At 56.7% G+C, this 18,925-nt stretch carries 16 protein-coding genes; 8 read left to right on the top strand and 8 right to left on the bottom strand.

Annotation, left to right across the window (positions count from 1 at the left end; translation table 11 throughout):
* Positions 1–67: 67 nt before the first annotated feature.
* From trpB to FEM03_RS00580, 3 genes are read right to left on the bottom strand one after another with little or no spacing between them, the layout of a single operon-like run.
* Positions 68–1,291 (bottom strand): tryptophan synthase subunit beta, encoded by a 1,224-nt coding sequence (trpB, locus tag FEM03_RS00590; RefSeq protein ID WP_138084230.1) that lies wholly within the window; start codon positions 1,289–1,291, stop codon positions 68–70.
* 39 nt (positions 1,292–1,330) lie between these two features.
* Positions 1,331–2,374, bottom strand: a complete 1,044-nt coding sequence (locus FEM03_RS00585) for an A/G-specific adenine glycosylase (protein ID WP_138084229.1) — start codon at positions 2,372–2,374, stop codon at positions 1,331–1,333.
* Positions 2,375–2,429: 55 nt separating this feature from the next.
* Entirely contained in the window at positions 2,430–2,666 is a 237-nt protein-coding gene (locus FEM03_RS00580) for a hypothetical protein (protein WP_138084228.1), read from the bottom strand.
* 170 nt (positions 2,667–2,836) lie between these two features.
* Between FEM03_RS00580 and FEM03_RS00575 the strand changes: the two genes are divergently transcribed.
* From FEM03_RS00575 to FEM03_RS00555, 5 genes are all read left to right on the top strand, one after another.
* Entirely contained in the window at positions 2,837–3,526 is a 690-nt protein-coding gene (locus FEM03_RS00575; RefSeq protein ID WP_138084227.1) for a PEP-CTERM sorting domain-containing protein, read from the top strand.
* A gap of 108 nt (positions 3,527–3,634) precedes the next feature.
* Entirely contained in the window at positions 3,635–4,489 is an 855-nt protein-coding gene (locus tag FEM03_RS24640) for a type II secretion system protein (RefSeq protein ID WP_206170781.1), read from the top strand.
* A gap of 4 nt (positions 4,490–4,493) precedes the next feature.
* Positions 4,494–6,704 carry a PEP-CTERM sorting domain-containing protein gene (locus tag FEM03_RS00565; RefSeq protein ID WP_138084226.1) on the top strand — a complete coding sequence of 737 codons (2,211 nt, stop codon included), beginning with the start codon at positions 4,494–4,496 and terminating at the stop codon, positions 6,702–6,704.
* A 46-nt stretch (positions 6,705–6,750) separates the two neighbouring features.
* A complete protein-coding gene (locus FEM03_RS00560; RefSeq protein WP_138084225.1) occupies positions 6,751–7,734 on the top strand; it encodes a Kelch repeat-containing protein in 984 nt (327 codons plus the stop codon).
* A 23-nt stretch (positions 7,735–7,757) separates the two neighbouring features.
* Positions 7,758–9,098 carry an outer membrane protein assembly factor BamB family protein gene (locus tag FEM03_RS00555; protein ID WP_138084224.1) on the top strand — a complete coding sequence of 447 codons (1,341 nt, stop codon included), beginning with the start codon at positions 7,758–7,760 and terminating at the stop codon, positions 9,096–9,098.
* An 89-nt stretch (positions 9,099–9,187) separates the two neighbouring features.
* Here FEM03_RS00555 and FEM03_RS00550 read toward each other — a convergent pair whose 3' ends face one another.
* Positions 9,188–9,745 carry a YqgE/AlgH family protein gene (locus tag FEM03_RS00550; protein WP_138084223.1) on the bottom strand — a complete coding sequence of 186 codons (558 nt, stop codon included), beginning with the start codon at positions 9,743–9,745 and terminating at the stop codon, positions 9,188–9,190.
* Positions 9,746–9,930: 185 nt separating this feature from the next.
* Here FEM03_RS00550 and FEM03_RS00545 point away from each other — a divergent pair, with 185 nt between their 5' ends.
* Positions 9,931–10,542 carry a DUF2239 family protein gene (locus tag FEM03_RS00545; RefSeq protein ID WP_138084222.1) on the top strand — a complete coding sequence of 204 codons (612 nt, stop codon included), beginning with the start codon at positions 9,931–9,933 and terminating at the stop codon, positions 10,540–10,542.
* Between the two features lie 4 nt (positions 10,543–10,546).
* On the opposite strand, the gene FEM03_RS00540 is transcribed toward FEM03_RS00545, so the two are convergent.
* The 3 genes from FEM03_RS00540 to FEM03_RS00530 are packed head-to-tail and all read right to left on the bottom strand — an operon-like array spanning position 10,547 to position 13,266.
* Positions 10,547–11,206, bottom strand: coding sequence for a hypothetical protein (locus FEM03_RS00540; RefSeq protein WP_138084221.1), 660 nt, complete (start codon positions 11,204–11,206; stop codon positions 10,547–10,549).
* 39 nt (positions 11,207–11,245) lie between these two features.
* Positions 11,246–11,803 (bottom strand): TFIIB-type zinc ribbon-containing protein, encoded by a 558-nt coding sequence (locus FEM03_RS00535; protein WP_138084220.1) that lies wholly within the window; start codon positions 11,801–11,803, stop codon positions 11,246–11,248.
* A gap of 53 nt (positions 11,804–11,856) precedes the next feature.
* Positions 11,857–13,266, bottom strand: a complete 1,410-nt coding sequence (locus FEM03_RS00530; RefSeq protein ID WP_138084219.1) for an outer membrane protein assembly factor BamB family protein — start codon at positions 13,264–13,266, stop codon at positions 11,857–11,859.
* A 100-nt stretch (positions 13,267–13,366) separates the two neighbouring features.
* Here FEM03_RS00530 and FEM03_RS00525 point away from each other — a divergent pair, with 100 nt between their 5' ends.
* The gene (locus FEM03_RS00525; protein ID WP_138084218.1) at positions 13,367–15,745 is read left to right on the top strand and encodes a serine/threonine-protein kinase; all 2,379 of its coding nucleotides are present in this window, start codon (positions 13,367–13,369) and stop codon (positions 15,743–15,745) included.
* Positions 15,746–15,751: 6 nt separating this feature from the next.
* Here FEM03_RS00525 and FEM03_RS00520 read toward each other — a convergent pair whose 3' ends face one another.
* Positions 15,752–16,498, bottom strand: coding sequence for an RNA polymerase sigma factor (locus FEM03_RS00520; protein ID WP_138084217.1), 747 nt, complete (start codon positions 16,496–16,498; stop codon positions 15,752–15,754).
* Between the two features lie 228 nt (positions 16,499–16,726).
* Here FEM03_RS00520 and FEM03_RS00515 point away from each other — a divergent pair, with 228 nt between their 5' ends.
* Entirely contained in the window at positions 16,727–18,883 is a 2,157-nt protein-coding gene (locus FEM03_RS00515) for a hypothetical protein (RefSeq protein ID WP_138084216.1), read from the top strand.
* The last annotated feature ends 42 nt before the right edge of the window (positions 18,884–18,925 follow it).

Here is an 18,925-nt window from a genome sequence, read left to right as displayed (position 1 = left end):
TTTTATCAGCGAGGGGATAAGAAAAATTATCTGTGTTTATCGGTGTCCATCTGTGGTTTTTGAAGCTTCAAAATTTCAGTTCTTCACCAAACACAAAACGGGCAGCTTGGGCCACGTCCTTGTCACCGCGACCACTGACGTTGACGATGATCAAGTCATCTTTAGCCATGCCGGGAGCGACTTTCATGGCGTGGGCCAGAGCGTGTGAGCTTTCCAAAGCGGGGATGATGCCTTCGATTTTGGCCAGCGACTGGAACGCAGCGAGGGCCTCGTCATCCGTGGCGTAGGTGTAGTCAGCACGGCCCTGATCGTGCAACCAAGCATGTTCAGGTCCGACGGCGGCATAGTCGAGTCCGGCGCTGACGGAATGGGTAAGCTCAATTTGCCCATCTTCGTTGGCGAGCAACCAAGTTTTTGCCCCTTGCAGGACGCCGAGGCGACCGCCTTGGAATCGAGCCGCGTGACGTTCAGGGATGATGCCTTCACCACCGGCTTCCACTCCGACCATGCGCACATCCGCATCGTTGAGGAAGGGGTGAAACAGGCCGATGGCATTGCTGCCGCCGCCAACGCAAGCGATGAGCAGCTGGGGCAAACGGCCTTCGTGTTCAAGAATCTGGCGGCGGGCTTCGAGGCCGATGACGCGATGGAAGTCGCGCACCATCATCGGATAAGGATGGGCACCATAAGCAGTGCCGAGAATGTAATGCGTGTGACGGACGTTGGTGACCCAGTCGCGCATGGCTTCGTTGACGGCTTCCTTGAGTGTGGCCTGACCGGCAGAGACACCGCGAACTTCGGCACCGAGGAAACGCATGCGGGCAACGTTGAGCGCCTGGCGTTCCGTGTCGACCTTGCCCATGTAAATGACGCATTCGAGTCCGGCGCGGGCGGCGACGGTGGCGGTGGCCACGCCGTGCTGACCGGCGCCGGTTTCCGCAATGATGCGGGTTTTGCCAAGGCGTTTGGCAAGCAGGATCTGGCCGACGGCGTTGTTGATTTTATGGGCGCCGGTGTGAAGGAGGTCTTCGCGTTTGAGGTAAATCTTGGCACCACCGAGTTCTTCGGACCAGCGTTTGGCGAAGTAAAGAGGCGTGGGGCGACCCACGTAGTTGGCCAAAAGGTCATCGAGTTCAGCCTGAAACGTGGGGTCTTTGCGGGCGCGGGCGTATTCGTCGGACAGCTCGGTAAGGGCTGCCATGAGCGTCTCGGGGACGAACATGCCGCCATACTGGCCGAAGTGACCGTGGGCATCGGGCTGGGTAGTGAAGTCGGTTGCGGCGGTGGTCATCGGACGGTCAACATAGTGCAAAAGCAGGTGGGCACAAACTCAGGGTGGATCTTGGAGGGAAAAATTTTGCAGGGTCAACACCGCATTGAGCGCGCGTCGATGAGGGGTTGCCATGGGCAGGGTGGGCAGTTCTGCCATGGAAATATAACGTCCTTCGCCAGTCGATTGGTCCTGATTGTCCGGCATTTTCTCATGCACCCAGAGCGTGACCTTGTAGCGGGTGATGCCATAACGGGAACGATGCAGGACTGGGGGCAGACTTTTTGAGGGGGTCTCCGCGAGAGCCGGAAGTTTCCAGAAGCCGGTGCGGCGGTTGCCCTGTTCCTGCTCCAGCCAGATGCCGGCAGGGGTTTGATGGAAAAAGACGCGTTCGGTGATTTCGGTGAGCACGATCTTTTTGATTTTGACCGGGATCTGCGAGGGATTTTCAACACGGCACCAAGTTTTGATCGGGCAACGAATGCAATCAGGTTGGGCGGTGCGGCAGAGCGTCTGGCCGAGTTCCATCAAGGCGCTGTTGTGTCGGCGCGGACTTTTGGCGTGCTGCAAAAGCTGGCTGGCAGCAGCCCAAAGACGCTTCTGACCGGCGGTGGAGTCGATGGGTGTCGGATCGTTGTTCACCCGGGAGAGCACCCGCGCGATGTTGCCATCAACAATGGGTTCCGCCTGATCGAACGCGAAACTGAGCACCGCACCCGCCGTGTAGGCACCGATGCCGGGAAGTGAACGGACCGTGGCCAGATCGCGCGGGAAAACGCCATCATGTTGGCCGACAATCGCTAGGGCGAGCTTTTGCAAAAAACGCGCGCGACGATAATAACCGAGGCCTTCCCAAGTGCGCAGCACCGATTCTTCGTCAGCGATGGCCAGGGTGGCGAAGTCAGGAAAACGTTCCATCCAGCGGGCGTAGAATCCCCGCGAGAGGACGGTGGTAATCTGCGTTTGCTGCAGCATCATTTCCGAAACCAGAATGGCATACGGATCAGTCGTTTGCCGCCAGGGGTAGTCCTTGCCATGCTGTTGAAACCACAGATCCAGTGCGGCAGCGATTTCGGGAGCATGATCTGGCGGTTGGGATTTCAAGGACAGGGGCCAACCTAGGCCGGGGCGGTCGCTCAATCAAACTTTGGTTGAAGGTCTATATCCCGAACCATTGACCAATGTGTTGAAACAATTTCCTTGCCGGTTCACACCAATCCAAAAGCTTGTAGAGGGGTGCGTAGAAAACAAAAATCCAATCAGGAGGCTTACCCCAGCCCAAAAACTTGGCCACGATGGCAACGGGAAAGATGCTAAATGCATAAACGAATGGCGCTGATACCGCCGCGACGATCCATCCGGTGTGATCATGATCTGACGGTTCGTGGCGGTCCATGTGGGCTGGGTGGGTTTGAAACCTCAGCGTAGCAAACGACTGCCTCGATCAAAAGTCGAACATGCAAGTTCGGGCTAATCAAAGTGCAAGCGCAGGCAAGCAGACAATCAGCAAAGATGGTAGTGAGACGCATTCGCAACAAAAGGTTGTGAATCGAATTGAATTCTCCTATGAAGATCTTAGCCATTGTCGTCTCCGCAGTCCTTCTGTCTACCGCCGGGAGAACACAAGCCGCCATCTCTGCTTTCACCAATTACGGCTATACGGGAGGCACCACGGCCTCTTGGGATCTGTTCGCGGGGGGAAATTATCAACCCTCCTATGCTTTTGCTTCGGGCATCCCGGGAAATCCCAGCACGAACAACGTCACCATCGGACTCACCGCCTCGGCGACTCCAGGTCAGACCTATCATCCTGGCAATCCCGCCCCTGCCAATCCTTTCGGTCCGACCAATGCGAATGAAACCTTCTACACCTTGTGGTCCCGCACCCAGTTTTCCATGGTGTTGACGGTGGCTTCCGGGACCCTGACCGATCTTGCTTTCCAAGGTTTGACCACGGCAGGCGGTTTTGGTGGTGACGGTGTGCTGCTCAATGGTCTGGCAGCCTCTCCCGAGAACGTGGTTCCAATCACCACTGACAGTGCCGTGGTGGGAATCGGATATAGCTGGTCGAACTTGAATTTCACGGCGGGTCAAACCATCACGCTGACCTGGTTCAACAGCGAGGCGCACACCGGATATGAAGCCTTTCAACTTCAGACCAATGCAGCAGTCGTCCCTGAACCTTCGCGGTTGATGCTTGGGGGTCTTGCACTGGGCGCTTTGTTCATGCGTCGCCGGCGCTCCTTGGTCAGATAAAATCTTCCCGTCGCATTCATCCGTGCAAAAACACGCGGGTCTGGGTGAGGGCTGCGTGCACCTTTGAGCAGGGTTCGGACGGTGCGGCGGGAGCTTCCTTCAATGAGTATGAAACTGAAACTAAAACAGAATCAAATGAACTGTCCCCACAACCCGTCGAGGGGTCGTCGATCAGGCTTTACCCTTATCGAGCTGTTGGTGGTCATTGGCATCATCGCCATCCTTTCCTCGCTAGGTTTCGCTGGAACCAAGGTGGCCCTCCAGCAGGCTGCGAAGACTCGTGAGATCACTGCGGCAAAAAGTCTGGTCGGCGCTTATTTGACTTATCCAGCAGACAACTACGGCATCTTGCTTCCGGGGAATGATCTGACGGTGGGAGTCATTGAATTGCCGAATGGCGATGCGGTGCATGGACCCGCAGCGCAACGTTATCCCTACCGTTTGGCGGAATTTTTTGACTACGTCATGGAAGGCACGGTGCTGGTGAATCGCAATGCCTCTCAGTTCGACAAAAACGATCACTATCTGGTGAGCCTCTATCCCGCCTTGGGCATGAATCATCAGTTTGTTGGTGGTTCACGTTCCAACGGTGCAAACCCGGTATCGACGTCCGATTGTCTCACCTCCCTGAGCCAGGCAAGCTCTGCCCCGCTGGTCTTTGCTTCTGCATCGAATGGCGAGATGGGAGAGGAACAGGTGGATGGATATTGCTTCCTCACGCCCCCCAATTTGACCGGCACCAACTGGAAGGACATCGAATGGACCAGCGCCTCTTCTGCAAAAGATTATGGTCATGTCGATGCACGATATGGCGGCAAGGCGGTGTGTGCATTTCTAGATGGCGCGGTGCGGTTGCACAGCATTGAAGAACTGCGGGACATGAGGTTGTGGAGCCACATGGCAGCGGCACAGGACAACCCTGACTATCGGACGAAAAAAGCATCCGGCGGAGGGCGCCTCTAAACTCATGGCAGGCATGTTTTTCAACCGGGTGACCGGCCTTTTCATGGCGACGGTGGTGGTCGTGTTCGCGACCACTTCTGCGTCAAACGGCGAGAATCTTTACAACGGGTTCATCGACCCGGGCTTTGGTTCGAATGGAGAGTTCAGCCAGTGGGACATCTTTGGCAATCCGAGCCAGGCCTTCGTCAATGTCCCGGCGGCTCCCGACAACCTGGCGGCTCCATCAAACCCGCCGATTCTCACCCAGACCACCCCCGGGGCCATCGTGACCTCCGGTGGATCGGGTGGTTGGGGTGATGGCGGTGCCAACATTTACAATCCCGGTGGAAGCCTCTCCATTGTCATCAACGACACCACGCCCTTCAATACGGACACTATTGTGTTTCAGTATCAGGTCTCCGGCAGCATGATTGACCTTTCCCAAGTGAGGTTGAAAATCGGAGGCGTTGAATATGCCGCCAATGGGGAACTGGCCGAATACATCCGTGAATACGCGGGAGCCTCTTCATACGGCGGCATTGAAAACCGCACGGCCATTCAGTGGGACATCAGCGGGATGAATTTGTCGGGGAATACGACTTATCAAATTCTCTTTGATACCCCGGATCATACCAGTCTGCAGGTCGCGGTTTTGGATACCTCGCCACAGTTTTCCCAAGCCGTTTCTAAAGCCTACACCTGGAACGCAAGCGGCTCTTCCTTGGGATGGGCGACGGGCGGAAACTGGCAGCAGGGCTCGGCACCCGTTGATGTCGGGGGCAACATCAAATTTAGCAACAGTGCACCGGCCGCAATCTCACTGGGAACGGTTGATCGGGAAGTCGGGGAGCTGATTCTCACCGGCCAGAATGTGACCGTCAACAGCGGTCGGACGCTCATCGTCAACACCGGAATTTCGGCCACGAATTCCTCACAATTGACCATCAATTCCAACTATCGAATTGGTGCCACCAATGTGATGGACGTCGACACGGGATCCACGGTGCGAATCAACGGTGCCGTCAGTGGAGGATTCGGCGGACTGGTGAAGATGGGTGGTGGATTGCTGGACCTGACCAATAACAATAGTTTCAACCGTGCCACCTCCCTGGATGCGCTCTCCAACGTGGAGGTTTATGATGGCACCTTGAGGTTCGGGGGAAGCAACCTGTATGCGGGAGTTACCACCGTGCTTTATGGGACTTTGATCGTAGCGGCGGATGCTTTGAATGGTTCGGGAGCACTGGGAGTTTCAACCACCAACGTGAACTTGGGTGCCGGATCAAGTTATGCGATGGACCCTGACAGCATCGCAAGAATCCACATCGAAGGAAACCGGACCATGGGTCGAAACATTTCCCTCTCGGCCAATACCACCCAAAAAACAATCGGTGCGATTTCCGCTCCAAACGGTGCAACGGTTTCAGGCAACATTTCACTGGGAACCACCACGGCGAGCACTTCGAACGTCACTTTCTCCGCAGCGGCCGCTGGTGACAGGGTCAATTTTACCGGCAACATCACCGGAGGGAGTAATTCAGCGGCAGGAACGGGAATGAGATCCCAGGTCTATATTGGGGGCGCGGGAGTGGTGGAATTTTCTGGCAATGCCAAAACCTATTTCGCCGACACCACCGTTCTGGCGGGGGCTGAGTTGAGGGTCAACACCATCTTGGGGAACTCCAGCAACACGCTGCTCACGCTGAACGGGGGAACGTTGTCAGGAGCGGGCATCATCAAAAAGAATTTCACCGTGGATGCCGGGGATGTGATCAGTCCAGGAAACAGCGTCGGGCGCCTGACCATCGGGGAGGCCGCCTTGTCGCAAACACTGACGTTTGGCAAAGGAGGCACGTATCGCTGGGAGATGAGCGATGCGGATGGTGCTGCTGGTGCCGGATGGGATCATCTGCAAATCTATGGTTCGCTAGTGATGAGTGCTGATGCGAATGAACGGTTCACCATCGAGCTTTCGACCACTGCGGCGGCGGGGTTTGATGCGTTTCAAGACATTGACTGGGTGATTGCCAGTGCCACGGGTGGCATCACCGGTTTCCAGGCCAATGCGTTTCAGTTTGATACCAGTGCTTTCGATGCAGAAATCTTGGGGCATTTCAGTCTGCTGACCCAAAACAATGACCTCGTGCTGCGTTATGTTCACGTGGTGCCAGAGCCTGGGCGTGCGGCCCTCCTGCTGGTCGCACTGAGCTTTGCGGCCTTGCGTCGCCGACGTTAAATTTATTCTTTTGATCATTTTCCCATTCAATCCATCCAAACAATCCATGCGTTTTACCCTGCTCACCCTGCTCTTTGCCCCCGCCCTTCATGCCATCGAAATTCCTGCATTGTCGGAACCGGTCACCAGTTTTGGTGCCGCAGTGACCGAGGGTTATCTTTACACTTACGGCGGACACATGGCGGAATCGCATTCGTGGTCATTGCCAACCACGAGCGGAGCGTTGCAACGGATCAATTTGAAAGAGCCCGGGAAATGGGAGGCTCTGTCATCGGGTCCACAGGTGCAGAGTCCGGGAGTGGCGGCAGCGGATGGAAAGGTTTATCTGATTGGCGGCATGCAGCCTCAGAATGGCCAGGGGGAAGATCCGGTGTTGAAGTCTCTCGATCATGCGCTGGTGTTTGACACGAAAACCAGCCAGTGGAGCGAGTTGCCAAAACTGCCGGAGCCGCGTTCGAGTCATGACGTGGCCATCTTGAACAACAAGCTGTATGTGGTCGGCGGCTGGCCATTGAACACGGCAAAAGATTCAGCGGACGAGGCACCGGACGACCGTCATGCCGAGCGTGCGTTTCACGACAAGGGATTGGTGCTTGATCTGGCCAATCCGGGTGCAGGCTGGCAGAGCTTTGAGCAACCGTTCCAACGTCGCGCCATTGCATTGGTCGCCCTGGCCGGGAAGTTGTATGTGCTGGGGGGAATGGATGCCGAGAACAAGGTGAGTGCCGAAGCCGATGTGTATGACATTGCCAGCAAGACCTGGAGCAAGCTGCCTGAGATGCCGGTGGAAGGACGCACGAAAGGTTTTGCCACGGCAGCTTGTGAAGTGGATGGCGAACTGATTGCGAGTCCCCGTGGCGGCAAGATCTTTGCGCTGCGCAATGACACCTGGCAGGAGGCGGGCAAGCTCGAGCAGTCGCGATATTTCCATCAACTGGAGCCGTTGGATGACGGGCGCGTGATCGCACTTGGCGGCACCAGCGGTGATGAACCACTCGACGATGTTGAGGTCGCGAAGATCAAAAAATAAACCACCACCACTCTCCTCTTCCCATGAACCCAGGCACGACATCCATGACCAAACCGCACGGCCTGCACCGTGGATTGATGATCGGCTTCATCATCGCCCTTGCATTTTTGCTTTGTTTGCTGGCTTCCGCTCCGGCGCAAAAGTCGGAAAGTATTTCGGCGGTGAGCGCGCAAGAGGTCGAAGTGAAGGCGGTCGATTGGCCCCATTTCCAGGGACCTGCGCGAAACAACACCACGACGGAATCGGGATGGACCAAGGACTGGCCGGCGGATGGCCCTCCTACTTTGTGGAAGGCGAATGTGGGGCGTGGTCTGGCTTCCTTTGCAGTGGTCGGCAACCGGATTTATACGGCAGGAAATGATGGGGCGGACAAGGACGTGGTGGTGTGTCTTGATCTCGATTCCGGCAAGGAGCTTTGGCGTTTTGAATATGCCTGTGTGACGGCGACGCATCCCATGCCGATTGTGCCCTATGGTCCCGGAGCCACTCCAACAGTGGTGGACGGCCGGGTGTTTACGTTAAGCCGCGAGGGTCATTTGCATGCCCTGGATGCAGGGACAGGAAAGCTGATCTGGAAGAAACATCTGGTGGAAGATTTTAAAGGCAAACGGCCGGTTTATGGGTATGCTGGCAGCGTGCTGGCAGAGGGTGGACATCTGTTTGTCGACAACGGCGGCGATACGCAATCGACCTTGTGCCTTGAACAGAAGTCGGGTGAGATTATTTGGGCAAAAGGCAAGGGCGAGGCCGGTTATGCGACGCCAGGTTTTGCCTCCTTCGGCAGCTCGACACGGACGTTGGTTTTGTTCAAGGGTGAAGCTCTGACTTTGCTTGATCCATCGAACGGAAATTTGCTGGCCGAATATGCCGCCACGACCCGTGATTTCTCCAACTGTGCAACGCCTTATGTGAATGGCAATCGCGTGTTCATCTCGCACACGGGATCGCAGGGGAGTTCCGTCTTCAACTATGCGGATGGCAAGTTGAAGTCCGCGTGGAATGATCGCGATCTCGGATTGTTGTTTAACTCGGGAGTCCCTTGGGAGGGTAATCTGATCGCCTTCAACGATCAGAAACGTGGGGCCAAAGACTTCCGCTGCATCGACCTAACCACGGGTGGATCGTTGTGGGTGAACAGCGACATCGACAAAGGCACGGCGATCTTAAGCGATGGGCATTTGCTGATTTTGACCAACACGGGTGAGCTGGTGCTGGCCAAACCCGGCAGAGAAGCTCTGGAGATCGTCAGTCGCGTGCAGGTGCTCGCTGGCAAGGGTTATGTGCTGCCCGTATTGAGCAACGGCCGCATTCTCTGCAAAAACAACGCAGGCGACGTGGTGTGCCTGGATGTGCGTGCGAAATGAAATTTGGAGTGCGGTGCTCGGCACCGCTTTGAATTCCGCATCATATCTTCTCAAACCCAAAGCGGCGAAAATCGCCGCACTCCAAAGGTTCAATTCAAAGACAAATCCGCCGGCATGTTCGCCATCAATTTATAATAAGGACCCATGTGCCCAAGGATCGCTTTCCAAAGCTCCTCGGGACTTTGGTTCATCACCGTTTTGGACGGAGGGGCACAAGTGATCCAGGATTTTTGCTCCAGCTCATTCTCAAGCTGACCCTCGGACCAGCCGGAGTAGCCGATAAATCCGCGCACAAGGCGACCTTTCTCGATCTCCTTTTTGGCCTGGGCGGTGGAGAGATGGGACTGCACACGTAGCGTGCGTTTGCGGGTGTTCCAGTCGAGGGCGGCAAATGAAAGTTTGTTGGTGCCCACCGGACCGCCGATGAAAACGGGGACGTCACCCAGCGTGCCGAGCTTTTCGTCATCAACCAGATCAGCGACTTTTTTGTCCAACGGACGATTGAGGATGTAACCAAAAGCACCTTCAGCACAGTCGTGCGCGGCGAGGAGCAGCACCGTGTGGAAAAAGTTGGGATCACGTAAGGAAGGGGCCGCCAGCAACAGCGAACCGCTTAGGGACTTGGATTGGCTGTCGTCAAGATTCATGTGGTTTTGAGGCTTGATGGGTTGGTGGATTTACAATGCATGTTTCGTGCCGGAGCAGGAGATCGATGTTTAATAAAAATACGTGGGACCGACGTGGTGAGGCAAGCAATTCGCGATGCGCGGGCCATTTCAATTAGATCCGGGTAATATTTGACAGAGGATTTTTACCCGGGCATAATCACGGCATGAGTGAACTATTATCGGGGGAGTCGATTGAGCATGCAGTCTTTGCCGGGGAGCAGTTGTTGCTCACGGGGGGATTGGTGGAGGTAGCGACCGAAGCGCGGCGTTTTCATCTGGAGCAGCCGGACGTGGAGGTGCTGATTTTTGATGAAGCGACTGGCAAGACGGTGGATCTCGATCTCCGTTGCATGCCGGAGGAGCTGACGGCGCAGCTCAGACATTTGATCAAGCCGACGGCATCGGAAGATGAGGCAGAAACGGTGCGAGGTCGCGGCAGGCCGAGGTTGGGGGTGGTGCCGAGGGAGGTGACCTTACTGCCGAGGCATTGGGAATGGCTGGGCGAGCAACCGGGTGGGGCTTCGGTAACTTTGCGAAAACTGGTGGAGGAAGCGAAGAAGGCAAACGCGGGGCGCGATGCGAAGCGCAAGGCACAGGAGGCGTGTTATCGGTTCATGACAACGATGGCGGGAGATCGCGCCGGATTCGAGGAAGCCAACCGGGCCTTGTTTGCGGGGAATCGGGAGAAGTTTGAGCTCGAAATCGCCGGATGGCCGGAGGATGTGCGCGGGATGGCGCTGAAAATTGGGGAGGTGGCGTTCGCACCGTGTAACTGAACCCTCAATGGCGTTTGTATGGCAAAAGTTGGTCGCATCGATTCAGTAGCTCTTTGGCGATATCGCTTTCGCTGTCGAACCCATAATAGATTTCAGATCCATGAAAGGGCACGAAAGCGATGTTTTGACAGCGCCAGCAAATGGTGGTTTCAAAGACCAATCTGTCGCCATCATATCCCCGAAAGCCATACGGCGGGTCATGACACATGGCACCGGTATGTGAACCATTGAGCGGTTGACCGTTCCAAGTTTCCAAGAAACCCCTGAGAGCTCCACCGGACACGGTGGTCTCCCCATAGATGGGATCTCCGTTTTCCGTTCCACGCCATTCAAACCGGGTGTTGGCCTTCTGTGAGTCATCGCCATCGAGCAAAAAGATCTCGATCCTGGTGAGAGACGCAGTGTCAGAAAAAATGTCATGAGCGATGCGATGGACCCGCCCTCTAGTAAGGTCCTTCCATCCGTCGAATGTGGTGAGATAGATAACAACCGCTGCGATCATCACCAGTGAGACAACGCTCCAGAGATATAGGCTGAGTCTCAGCAGCGGAAGGGCTCGCTTTCGAAAGGATTCACGCTTCCAAGCCATCCGCCAGGAGATGATGGCGAGGATGATGAATACACTCCATAACAACCAATATGAAATGGAGCTAAAGCGTGTCACGAGAGTGGTGGGAACGTGATGAAATACTTTGGGGGAGATTTAGATACGACTTCTATCGTTCTCAGTTAGATAGGCAATGGCCAGGCTATGGTGGGGGTGGTCTTCCAAAGCGTCACGCAATTCGGTGAGCTGGGCGAGGAGGGATTCGCCCAGCGTTTCCTTCAAGCGTTGTTCGTAGACTGCCCGGGCCTCGGAGCCGCGCACGGCGCGTTGCCATGGGGCGGTGAAGATGAGGTGGAGTTCGTCGTGAAAGTTTCGCTGGCGGAGGGCTTCCCATTCGCCGCCGTCGAGCCACAGGCCGCCGGTGATGGAGCGGTTGATGGAAAAGGGGAATCCATGGCCGACACGGAAGCGTGTCATGAGGGTTCCTGTCTCGGGACAGAACAAAGGAGTGGCGGTGTCCTGACTTAGATCGAGTGCGTCGCCGCCATCGGGAAAATGCGGCAGTCGTTCGGGCTGGCGTTTGAGCCAGTTCCAGTAGGCGGTGGCGGGGATGTAGTGGCCGCCGGATTGCGTGCAGCGGAAAGCGGTCAATCCTTCTTCGAGGGTGACGCGTTCCATGGTTTGACCGGAGATGGGACTTTTGATGGGTGTCATGCGAGTCGAGGAAAAATATTCAGGGTTCATTTAACGGATTTTTGACGATGGCGTCAAGGTCCGCGCAAGTCGTAGCAAAGCAGACGCTGGCCGGTTTTTGGGCCGACTTGTTCGTCGTAGTTTTGCATGACATAAAGCAGGCCGTGACTCAATGCGGGGAGGCACCAGGTGTGGGGGGCGTAGAAAAGTTGAGCTTGTTGTTCGATCTTGCAGCCGGCGGGGGTGAGGTCGAGTCGGAGCAGGGTGCCGAGTTCGCCGAGGCAGAGAAATTTGCCGTCGATATGCATCAGGCTGGCGCGTTGGATGCCGAGTTTGCCGCCCATTTTGGCGTCCTGCCAGGTGATGGACTCGCGCCATTTCTCTTCGCCGGTATCGGCATTGACGCAGACGAGGGTGGAGGTGCGGTCGAGCTCGCCGTCGATACCATAAAGATAGCCGTCGAGGTAGATGGGGTTCATCCAGTGGATGCCGAATTTGGAACTTCGCCAGACTTCTTTGGTTTTGAAGTTGTGGTCGAATTCGAGCATGATTCCGCCGAGTGGGGTGCGTTTGGGATAACAGGTGGTGATGAAGGCGCGGTTTTTTGCGGGGATGACGAGTGGGGAGGTGGCGTTGACGGAGATGTAGTCGTCGGCGCGCCAGGGGAAGCGGTCGTGGAGGGTGCCGTCTTTGGGGTCGATGCAAAGCAGGCCGCCGGTGGCGGGTTTGCTTTCGCCACCAGCAAAGACGAGGATTTTTTGCTGACCGTGGATCATGGCGGGGATGGGGGAGGCGTAGCTGGCGCCCCATTCGTCGAGGACGGTCCAGATCTCTTTGCCGGTGTTGAGTTCGAAGGCAGCGACGGAGACCTGGGGGGATTTGCCGCCGACATTGACAATGATTTTTTGGTCGAGGATGAGGGCGCTGCTGCCGTGGCCGAAAAAGTCCTGGGGGACCTGGTAGTCGGCGCGGAGGTCGCGTTGCCAGAGAAGCTTGCCGGTTTTGAGGTCGAGGCAGGTGAGCTGGCTGGTGACGCCGAGGGTGATGACTTTTCCATCGCTGATGACGGCGCTGCCGCGTGGGCCGCTGGCATAACCGTATCGGTCGCGGTATTCGGCGGGGTAGTTGAAGGTCCAGAAGCGTTGGCCGGTTTCGCGATGGAGGCAGTCGATGGTTTCGTGATTGTCGATGGCGTGGAAGAGGATGAGGTAGTCGCCGACGATGGTGGGGGAGGCGTAGCCGTCGCCTTTGGTGACTTCCCATACCAGGGCGGGACCGCTTTCCGGCCAGGTTTTAAGGAGTGGCTTTTCGGTGGAAATGGCGTTGTCGTCGGGGCCGAGGAAGCGTGGCCAGTCGGTGGTGACGGCATCTTTTGCGAGAGGTTGGGGACCTTGATGAAAGGTGAGGCGGTCAAACGGCTGGGGTGATTCGGCCTGGGCCAACATGGGCAGGCAAAAGAGGAGCAGCCAGAGAAGTCTTCGCATGGGGACAGGCTACACCGTCAGGCAAGGAGGATTCAATGGAGAATCATGGTGACCGGGATTCGCCTTGTCATCGAGCAAAAACATTCTACCTTCTGCGCCGATGTCGGACTCACTGGAATACTTCGTTGGTGGAGCTTTGCAGGAGTTGGATTTGGGCGAGTCGATGGGCGAGCAGCCGGGGTTGGTGATTGGCCACTACAAGCTGGTGAGGTGTTTGGGACAAGGGGGGTTTGGTGCGGTGTGGCTGGCGGAGCAATCGCAACCGGTGCGGCGGGAGGTGGCGCTCAAGATCATCAAGCTGGGCATGGACACTCGTGAAGTGACGGCGCGGTTTGAGTTGGAAAGGCAGGCATTGGCGGTGATGGATCATCCGGGGATCGCGAAGGTTTTCGATGCGGGGGCGACGCCATCGGGGCGTCCGTATTTTGTGATGGAACTGGTGCGTGGTGAGCCGGTGACACGGCATTGCGATGCGCGGACTTTGTCATTGAGCGAGCGGCTGGAGTTGTTCATTGAGGTGTGTCATGCGGTGCAACATGCGCATCAAAAGGGGGTGATTCATCGGGATTTGAAGCCGTCAAACATTCTGGTGGCAGAGATGGGCAACGAAGTGGTGCCGAAGGTGATTGATTTCGGTATTGCGAAAGCGACGGCGGGCGGGCGCTTGATAGAGCAGACGCTGGTGACGCGGGCGGACCGGTTGATGGGCACACCGGCTTACATGAGTCCAGAACAATCGGAGGGAGGGCTGGGGGTGGACATTGATACTCGAACGGACATCTACAGCTTGGGAGTGGTGTTGTATGAACTGGTGACGGGTCAGGTGCCGTGGGAACGGAAGGACGCGAAATCGCGCGATGTGAAACGGCCGTCGACGGTGTTAAGGTCATTGCATCGCGAAGAGCTGAAGAAAATCGCGACGGCGCGGCAGACGGAAGCGGCGCGGTTGATTGGTCAGGTGCGGAGTGATCTGGACTGGATTGTGGTGAAGGCGTTGGAACAGGATCGGGAGCGGCGTTATGACTCGGCGGATGCGCTGGCGGCAGATTTGCTGGCGTTTCTTGAGCATCGTCCGGTGACGGCGAGGCCGCCGACGGCCTGGTATCTGATGCGACGTTTTGCGCGTCGGAATCGGGTGGCAACGGTGGCGACGGCAGTCGTGGTGCTGGCGTTGTTGGCGGGGGTGACGGCATCGACGTTGATGTATCTTCGGGCTCAGCAGGAGCTGGAGCGAAGCCGTCAGGTGACGCAGTTTTTGAAGGACACGCTGGGGCATGCGAGGGCTTCGAAGTCGCTGGGGCGGGATTCGACCATGATGCTGGAGATCCTGGACCAGACGGCGAAGAGGGTGGGGCAGGATTTAAAAAATCAGCCGCGTGTGGAGGCGGAATTGCGGGCGGTCATTTCGCAAGCTTATCTGGATTTGGGTTATTATGATCAGGCTCACGAGCAGTCGGCGGCGGCATTGGAACTGGAGCGTTCGTTTGGGATGTCAGATCGTCCATCGCTGGCGGAGGCATTGCATTTTGGGGCGCTTCATCTGCATGAATTTGGCAAGCCGAAGGAGGCGGAGCAGCAGATGCGTGAGGCGCTCGAAATGAAGCAGAGATTGTATGGGGAGAGGGATCATCGGACCTTGTCGACGCAAGTCGAGCTGGGGTGGATTTTGATGCGCTGGGGTCGGGCGAGGGAGGCGGAACCGGAAGCGCGGATGGCGTTTGAGCAGTGGCGCAAGTATCCGGATGACCCGCTGTTGCATTTGTCGCCCAACCTGATGGCGGCGATCCTGCATCACTTGAAGAGGCATGAGGAAAGCCTGGAGGTGGTCAAAGAACACTTGGCGGCGTTGCGCAAGTTGTATGGAAACGAGCATCCCACTGTGGCGAATTGCCTAGGCAATCTGGGCATGCAGTATTGCCGGATGGAACGTTTTGATGAGGCGGCCGCGCCGTTTGAGGAGGCGATGCGGCAGGAGGCGAAGTTTTTCAAGGCGGAGCGTCGGCCGAACCTATGGTATTTGCTGCGCGGCATGCAGCGGGTGGAGGGCGGAAGAAAAAATTGGGAGGCCCAGATGCGCTATGCCCGCGAGGCGTTTGACGAGGTGAAGAAGTTTCATCCCGCGGGGCATCAGCATTACCAATGGACGGCGGAAGACTTGGGCAAGGTGCTGCTGGAGCATGCGGAGCGGGCGGTGGTGGATGATCCGCAACTGTGTCTGGTTTATGTGGATGAACTCCTAAGGGCAGAGGATTTTGCGGGGGTGGTCAAGGGGGCGTCGGGATGGGTGGACTGCGTGCGGGCGGAGGCGATGGCGGTGGTTCACGCGGATCGTCGCGAGGAGGCGCAGGAGATTTTCGCCCGTGGCATTGCGGCCTTGCGGGCGAAGTCGAAATCGAAACCTGCGGACGTGGACAAGCGGCGATTGATCAAGGCGGAAGCGATGAACCTGGCGAAGGTTTTGACGGTGCCGAAAACGTAGCGTGCTTCAGCCCCGGCTCATGGTATGACGCAGCCATTCGAGTTCCTCGCGCACATCTTCCGGTCGCATGACGGTGCGGGCGACTTCCTGGTCGAGGAGGTCGCGATATTTTTTTCGAAGCCGATGCAGAAGCTGACGGACGGCGCTTTCGCTGGACTTCAAGGCGATGGCCAGTTCGCCAAATGAGGGAGGTTCGGTGTCGAAGGCGAGGAAGGGGGATACGGCATCGAAGACTTCGACGCGGCTCTTTTGCTCAAAGGCAAAGCGCAATTGCTGGCGGGCATGTTCCATGACCTGACGGGCCCACAGGCGGTTGTAGAGCGTTTCGGGATCGGCACCATCGATAAGTTCGGGAGCGTGGAATTCGTCTTCGAGAAGGGCGTCCAATGAGATGGCCTGTCGGCCGCCGCCGCGTTTTTGGGCACCATCGTGGCGCGCATGCCGGCTGATGACGCGTCGCAGCATGCCGAGCATGAAGGACCGCAGCCGCCCACGCTCGCTGCGGGCGGCGAGGATGGCTTCTTCTGAAATGATCTTCTGGAAAAACACTTGGGTGAGGTCTTCGGCATCGGGTTTGGAATGACCGCTGTGAATGAGGAAACTGAAGATGGGCCGCCAGTAACGCCGGCAAATTTCCTCCATCGCAACGCGCATCTCCTCGGCGGTTCCGCCTTGGGCGATCTGAACGAGGGTCCACTGCGTGGTCGGAAAAGGATCGGAGGAAAAAGAGTCGGGGGAGGACGGTGAGGTCATGGAAGGCTTTGAGAGATTTTCTTTTTTTTCGTCATCACCGTTACGAAGGAAGGGCCGTTGGGCACAAGGAAGGAGGCTACTACTAAAACCACGGTCAATTACCACCGCTTACCTACCAATGCCAAACGGAGATTTTGCTCTCCGGGGGTGTATTTGGGCGGCGGCGGTAGTGGGACTGGAGGGCCATCTGCATCCATTGGCAAAGTTCAGCATCTCCGACTTAACATCATGAAATTATCCATCCGGCATTTTACCCATTTTGGTGCGCTTCTTTGCGGAGCCTGGCTGTCTTTCCAAGGTTCGGCACTGGTGGCCTCGGACGCTTTGATTGAGGAGGAAACCCAGGCGCTTGACCTGTCCAGTTCGGCCTTCAAGTCGACGGGCATGGACACCCTTTTCCAGTCGCTGAAAAATCCCAATCAATTTTATTACCTGCCTTCCACCATCCGGTTCATGAAGGACAGTCAGGGTGAGCCGATGTGGACGGTGACCAAATACAATCTGGCGTATTCGGGCGACCAGATTTACGACGAGAAGGGCAGCCTCGCCGTGGACCCAGATGGCAGGGTGCTTCAGGGAGGGGTGTTCCAGGCCACGTTCGATTTCGGACTCGATCCAGGCGCGCTGGATATCATCCGCAAAAAGGTGCTCAAGCCCGGACAAAAGCTGGGCAGACTTCCACTGCGCGGTGCCAATATTTACATCGAATACATCAATCCAGAGGAAGGCGGCAAAAGCGTGAAGCTGGGTCCAATTCCGGCACCGCTTACCGATGATGTTTTCTCCGTCACCATTCCGCTGACACGGTCCGCCCTCGACATTCTCAAGCCTATCGTGGAGACCCCATCGGGCACGTCGAACGCGCCCTTCACTGCCTATCTCGCTTTCTCTTATGAAGGTTACGACAACGACTATTCGGTGGAAGTGACGGGCAAGTCTTCCTCCATCATGAAGACGGATCACATCAAAACAGGGGTGGAAGGCCAATACTGGTTCTTCAAAGGGAGTGCCGACTACGAAAATTTCAAACAAAGCCTGCTGCAGAGCAATGCCATCAAGGTGACGGTATTGGGCGACGCTGGCAAGGACGACGAGTTGGTGGATCGCATCAAGAGCAAAGTGGTGGACAAGGTGTTGGAGAACTTCATGGATTTTTCCACCGTGTCCCCGATGCCGGGACTGGCCGAGGGCAAGGGCGAGCCGCAGATGGAGGCGGTTAACCTCAACGAAGGCAAAAAAAATCTCGATGGAACCCCGGCCAATCTTCCCGAGAAAAAAGCCGGTCTTGCCTTTTCGTTCTCGATGAAGCAGTCGCAGAAGTCGGAGCAGAAAGACTTTACCTTCAACTGGTCCGGGCGCACCAAACTGACCAAGTCGGACTCGCGTTTTGCTGTGCTGGATTTCTCCTACAAACCCGGCAATACCAAACGTCATTACACCGAAGCGCAGGCCAGCGACTGGTCGGTGGCGCGGCCCACCATCGCGGTGGCCCCGGATGTTTCTCCGTGGTTCAACATTTCCTCGGTGGAATGCACCTATGCGGACAAACTTTTCAAAGCCACGCTGGCCGATTCGAATGATCCCGCCAAAGGCAAACTCGCAGTGATGTCCGACTGGGCACAGGCACCGGCGAATGGCTACACGTTCAAGTTTGGTCCGGTCAACATCCCGCCGATTACCGGTCCCGATGGATCACTGCTCGACGGTGGGGCCAAGGTCAATCGCGACACCGTGTTCACCGTCAAGTATGCGCTCGCATCCGCCGGCAATGCGGCCGACCGCTCACGATTGGAAGCTGCCGGAGTGTCTGGATTGGAATCGAAAAATGTGCTGGCATCGCTCAATCAAGCGAGGGCGGTGTTCAACAATCTGTATGGTTCAGGTCAAAAGATCGTGCTGGATGCGGCGAAGATCAATGGCACGGCCGGAATGATTTCCGAGTCCAGTCTGCCGCCCTTGCCGAGGCGTGGAGGTTTCATGTTTCGCGTCGTTGATTCCACCAAGTCCGTGGACTGGGCTGGCAATGTGGCCGTGGTGCCAAAAATCACCCAGCAGGTCAGCGCTTGGACCCGTCAATTGGTGAAGGTCAAACCCGATGGTGCTCTGGAAGGTGCGGAACAATGGCTTGAGCGGTATGCGGTGGATACCTCACGCAAGCCAGTCGCCTCGTCGATTCCCCTGGAGAACTTGAAACCGGATTCCGATGGCTTTTTTACGGTGACCGAGGACCTGTTTCTGTTCTTGAATCCAGATGGCAGTGACACGCCGATGAAGATCGAGTTCCTCATCAATGCCGGTGACAAAAAAGGCGTTCAGGTCAACGAGGGGATTCTGGTGGGCGACCTGATTGTCATTGATGTGGGCAAGGCGTTGTCCGGCAGCTAGACGCTGGTTCCAAGCGGCTTCCCATTGATGATCAATGATGTC

The organism is Phragmitibacter flavus, from assembly GCF_005780165.1.
Lineage (GTDB): Bacteria > Verrucomicrobiota > Verrucomicrobiia > Verrucomicrobiales > Verrucomicrobiaceae > Phragmitibacter > Phragmitibacter flavus.
Note: the sequence above shows the minus strand (reverse complement) of the source record. Positions and strands in the feature narration are given on the sequence as shown.

What these genes read in the sequence shown, in the direction of transcription:
- FEM03_RS00560 (WP_138084225.1), top strand. Translation starts at nt 6,751, where the DNA reads ATGCGTTTTACCCTGCTCACCCTGCTCTTTGCCCCCGCCCTTCATGCC.
- FEM03_RS00520 (WP_138084217.1), bottom strand. Translation starts at nt 16,498, where the DNA reads ATGACCTCACCGTCCTCCCCCGACTCTTTTTCCTCCGATCCTTTTCCG.
- FEM03_RS00545 (WP_138084222.1), top strand. Translation starts at nt 9,931, where the DNA reads ATGAGTGAACTATTATCGGGGGAGTCGATTGAGCATGCAGTCTTTGCC.
- FEM03_RS00530 (WP_138084219.1), bottom strand. Translation starts at nt 13,266, where the DNA reads ATGCGAAGACTTCTCTGGCTGCTCCTCTTTTGCCTGCCCATGTTGGCC.
- trpB (WP_138084230.1), bottom strand. Translation starts at nt 1,291, where the DNA reads ATGACCACCGCCGCAACCGACTTCACTACCCAGCCCGATGCCCACGGT.
- FEM03_RS00525 (WP_138084218.1), top strand. Translation starts at nt 13,367, where the DNA reads ATGTCGGACTCACTGGAATACTTCGTTGGTGGAGCTTTGCAGGAGTTG.
- FEM03_RS00580 (WP_138084228.1), bottom strand. Translation starts at nt 2,666, where the DNA reads ATGGACCGCCACGAACCGTCAGATCATGATCACACCGGATGGATCGTC.
- FEM03_RS24640 (WP_206170781.1), top strand. Translation starts at nt 3,635, where the DNA reads ATGAAACTGAAACTAAAACAGAATCAAATGAACTGTCCCCACAACCCG.
- FEM03_RS00555 (WP_138084224.1), top strand. Translation starts at nt 7,758, where the DNA reads ATGAACCCAGGCACGACATCCATGACCAAACCGCACGGCCTGCACCGT.
- FEM03_RS00535 (WP_138084220.1), bottom strand. Translation starts at nt 11,803, where the DNA reads ATGACACCCATCAAAAGTCCCATCTCCGGTCAAACCATGGAACGCGTC.
- FEM03_RS00550 (WP_138084223.1), bottom strand. Translation starts at nt 9,745, where the DNA reads ATGAATCTTGACGACAGCCAATCCAAGTCCCTAAGCGGTTCGCTGTTG.
- FEM03_RS00575 (WP_138084227.1), top strand. Translation starts at nt 2,837, where the DNA reads ATGAAGATCTTAGCCATTGTCGTCTCCGCAGTCCTTCTGTCTACCGCC.
- FEM03_RS00565 (WP_138084226.1), top strand. Translation starts at nt 4,494, where the DNA reads ATGGCAGGCATGTTTTTCAACCGGGTGACCGGCCTTTTCATGGCGACG.
- FEM03_RS00515 (WP_138084216.1), top strand. Translation starts at nt 16,727, where the DNA reads ATGAAATTATCCATCCGGCATTTTACCCATTTTGGTGCGCTTCTTTGC.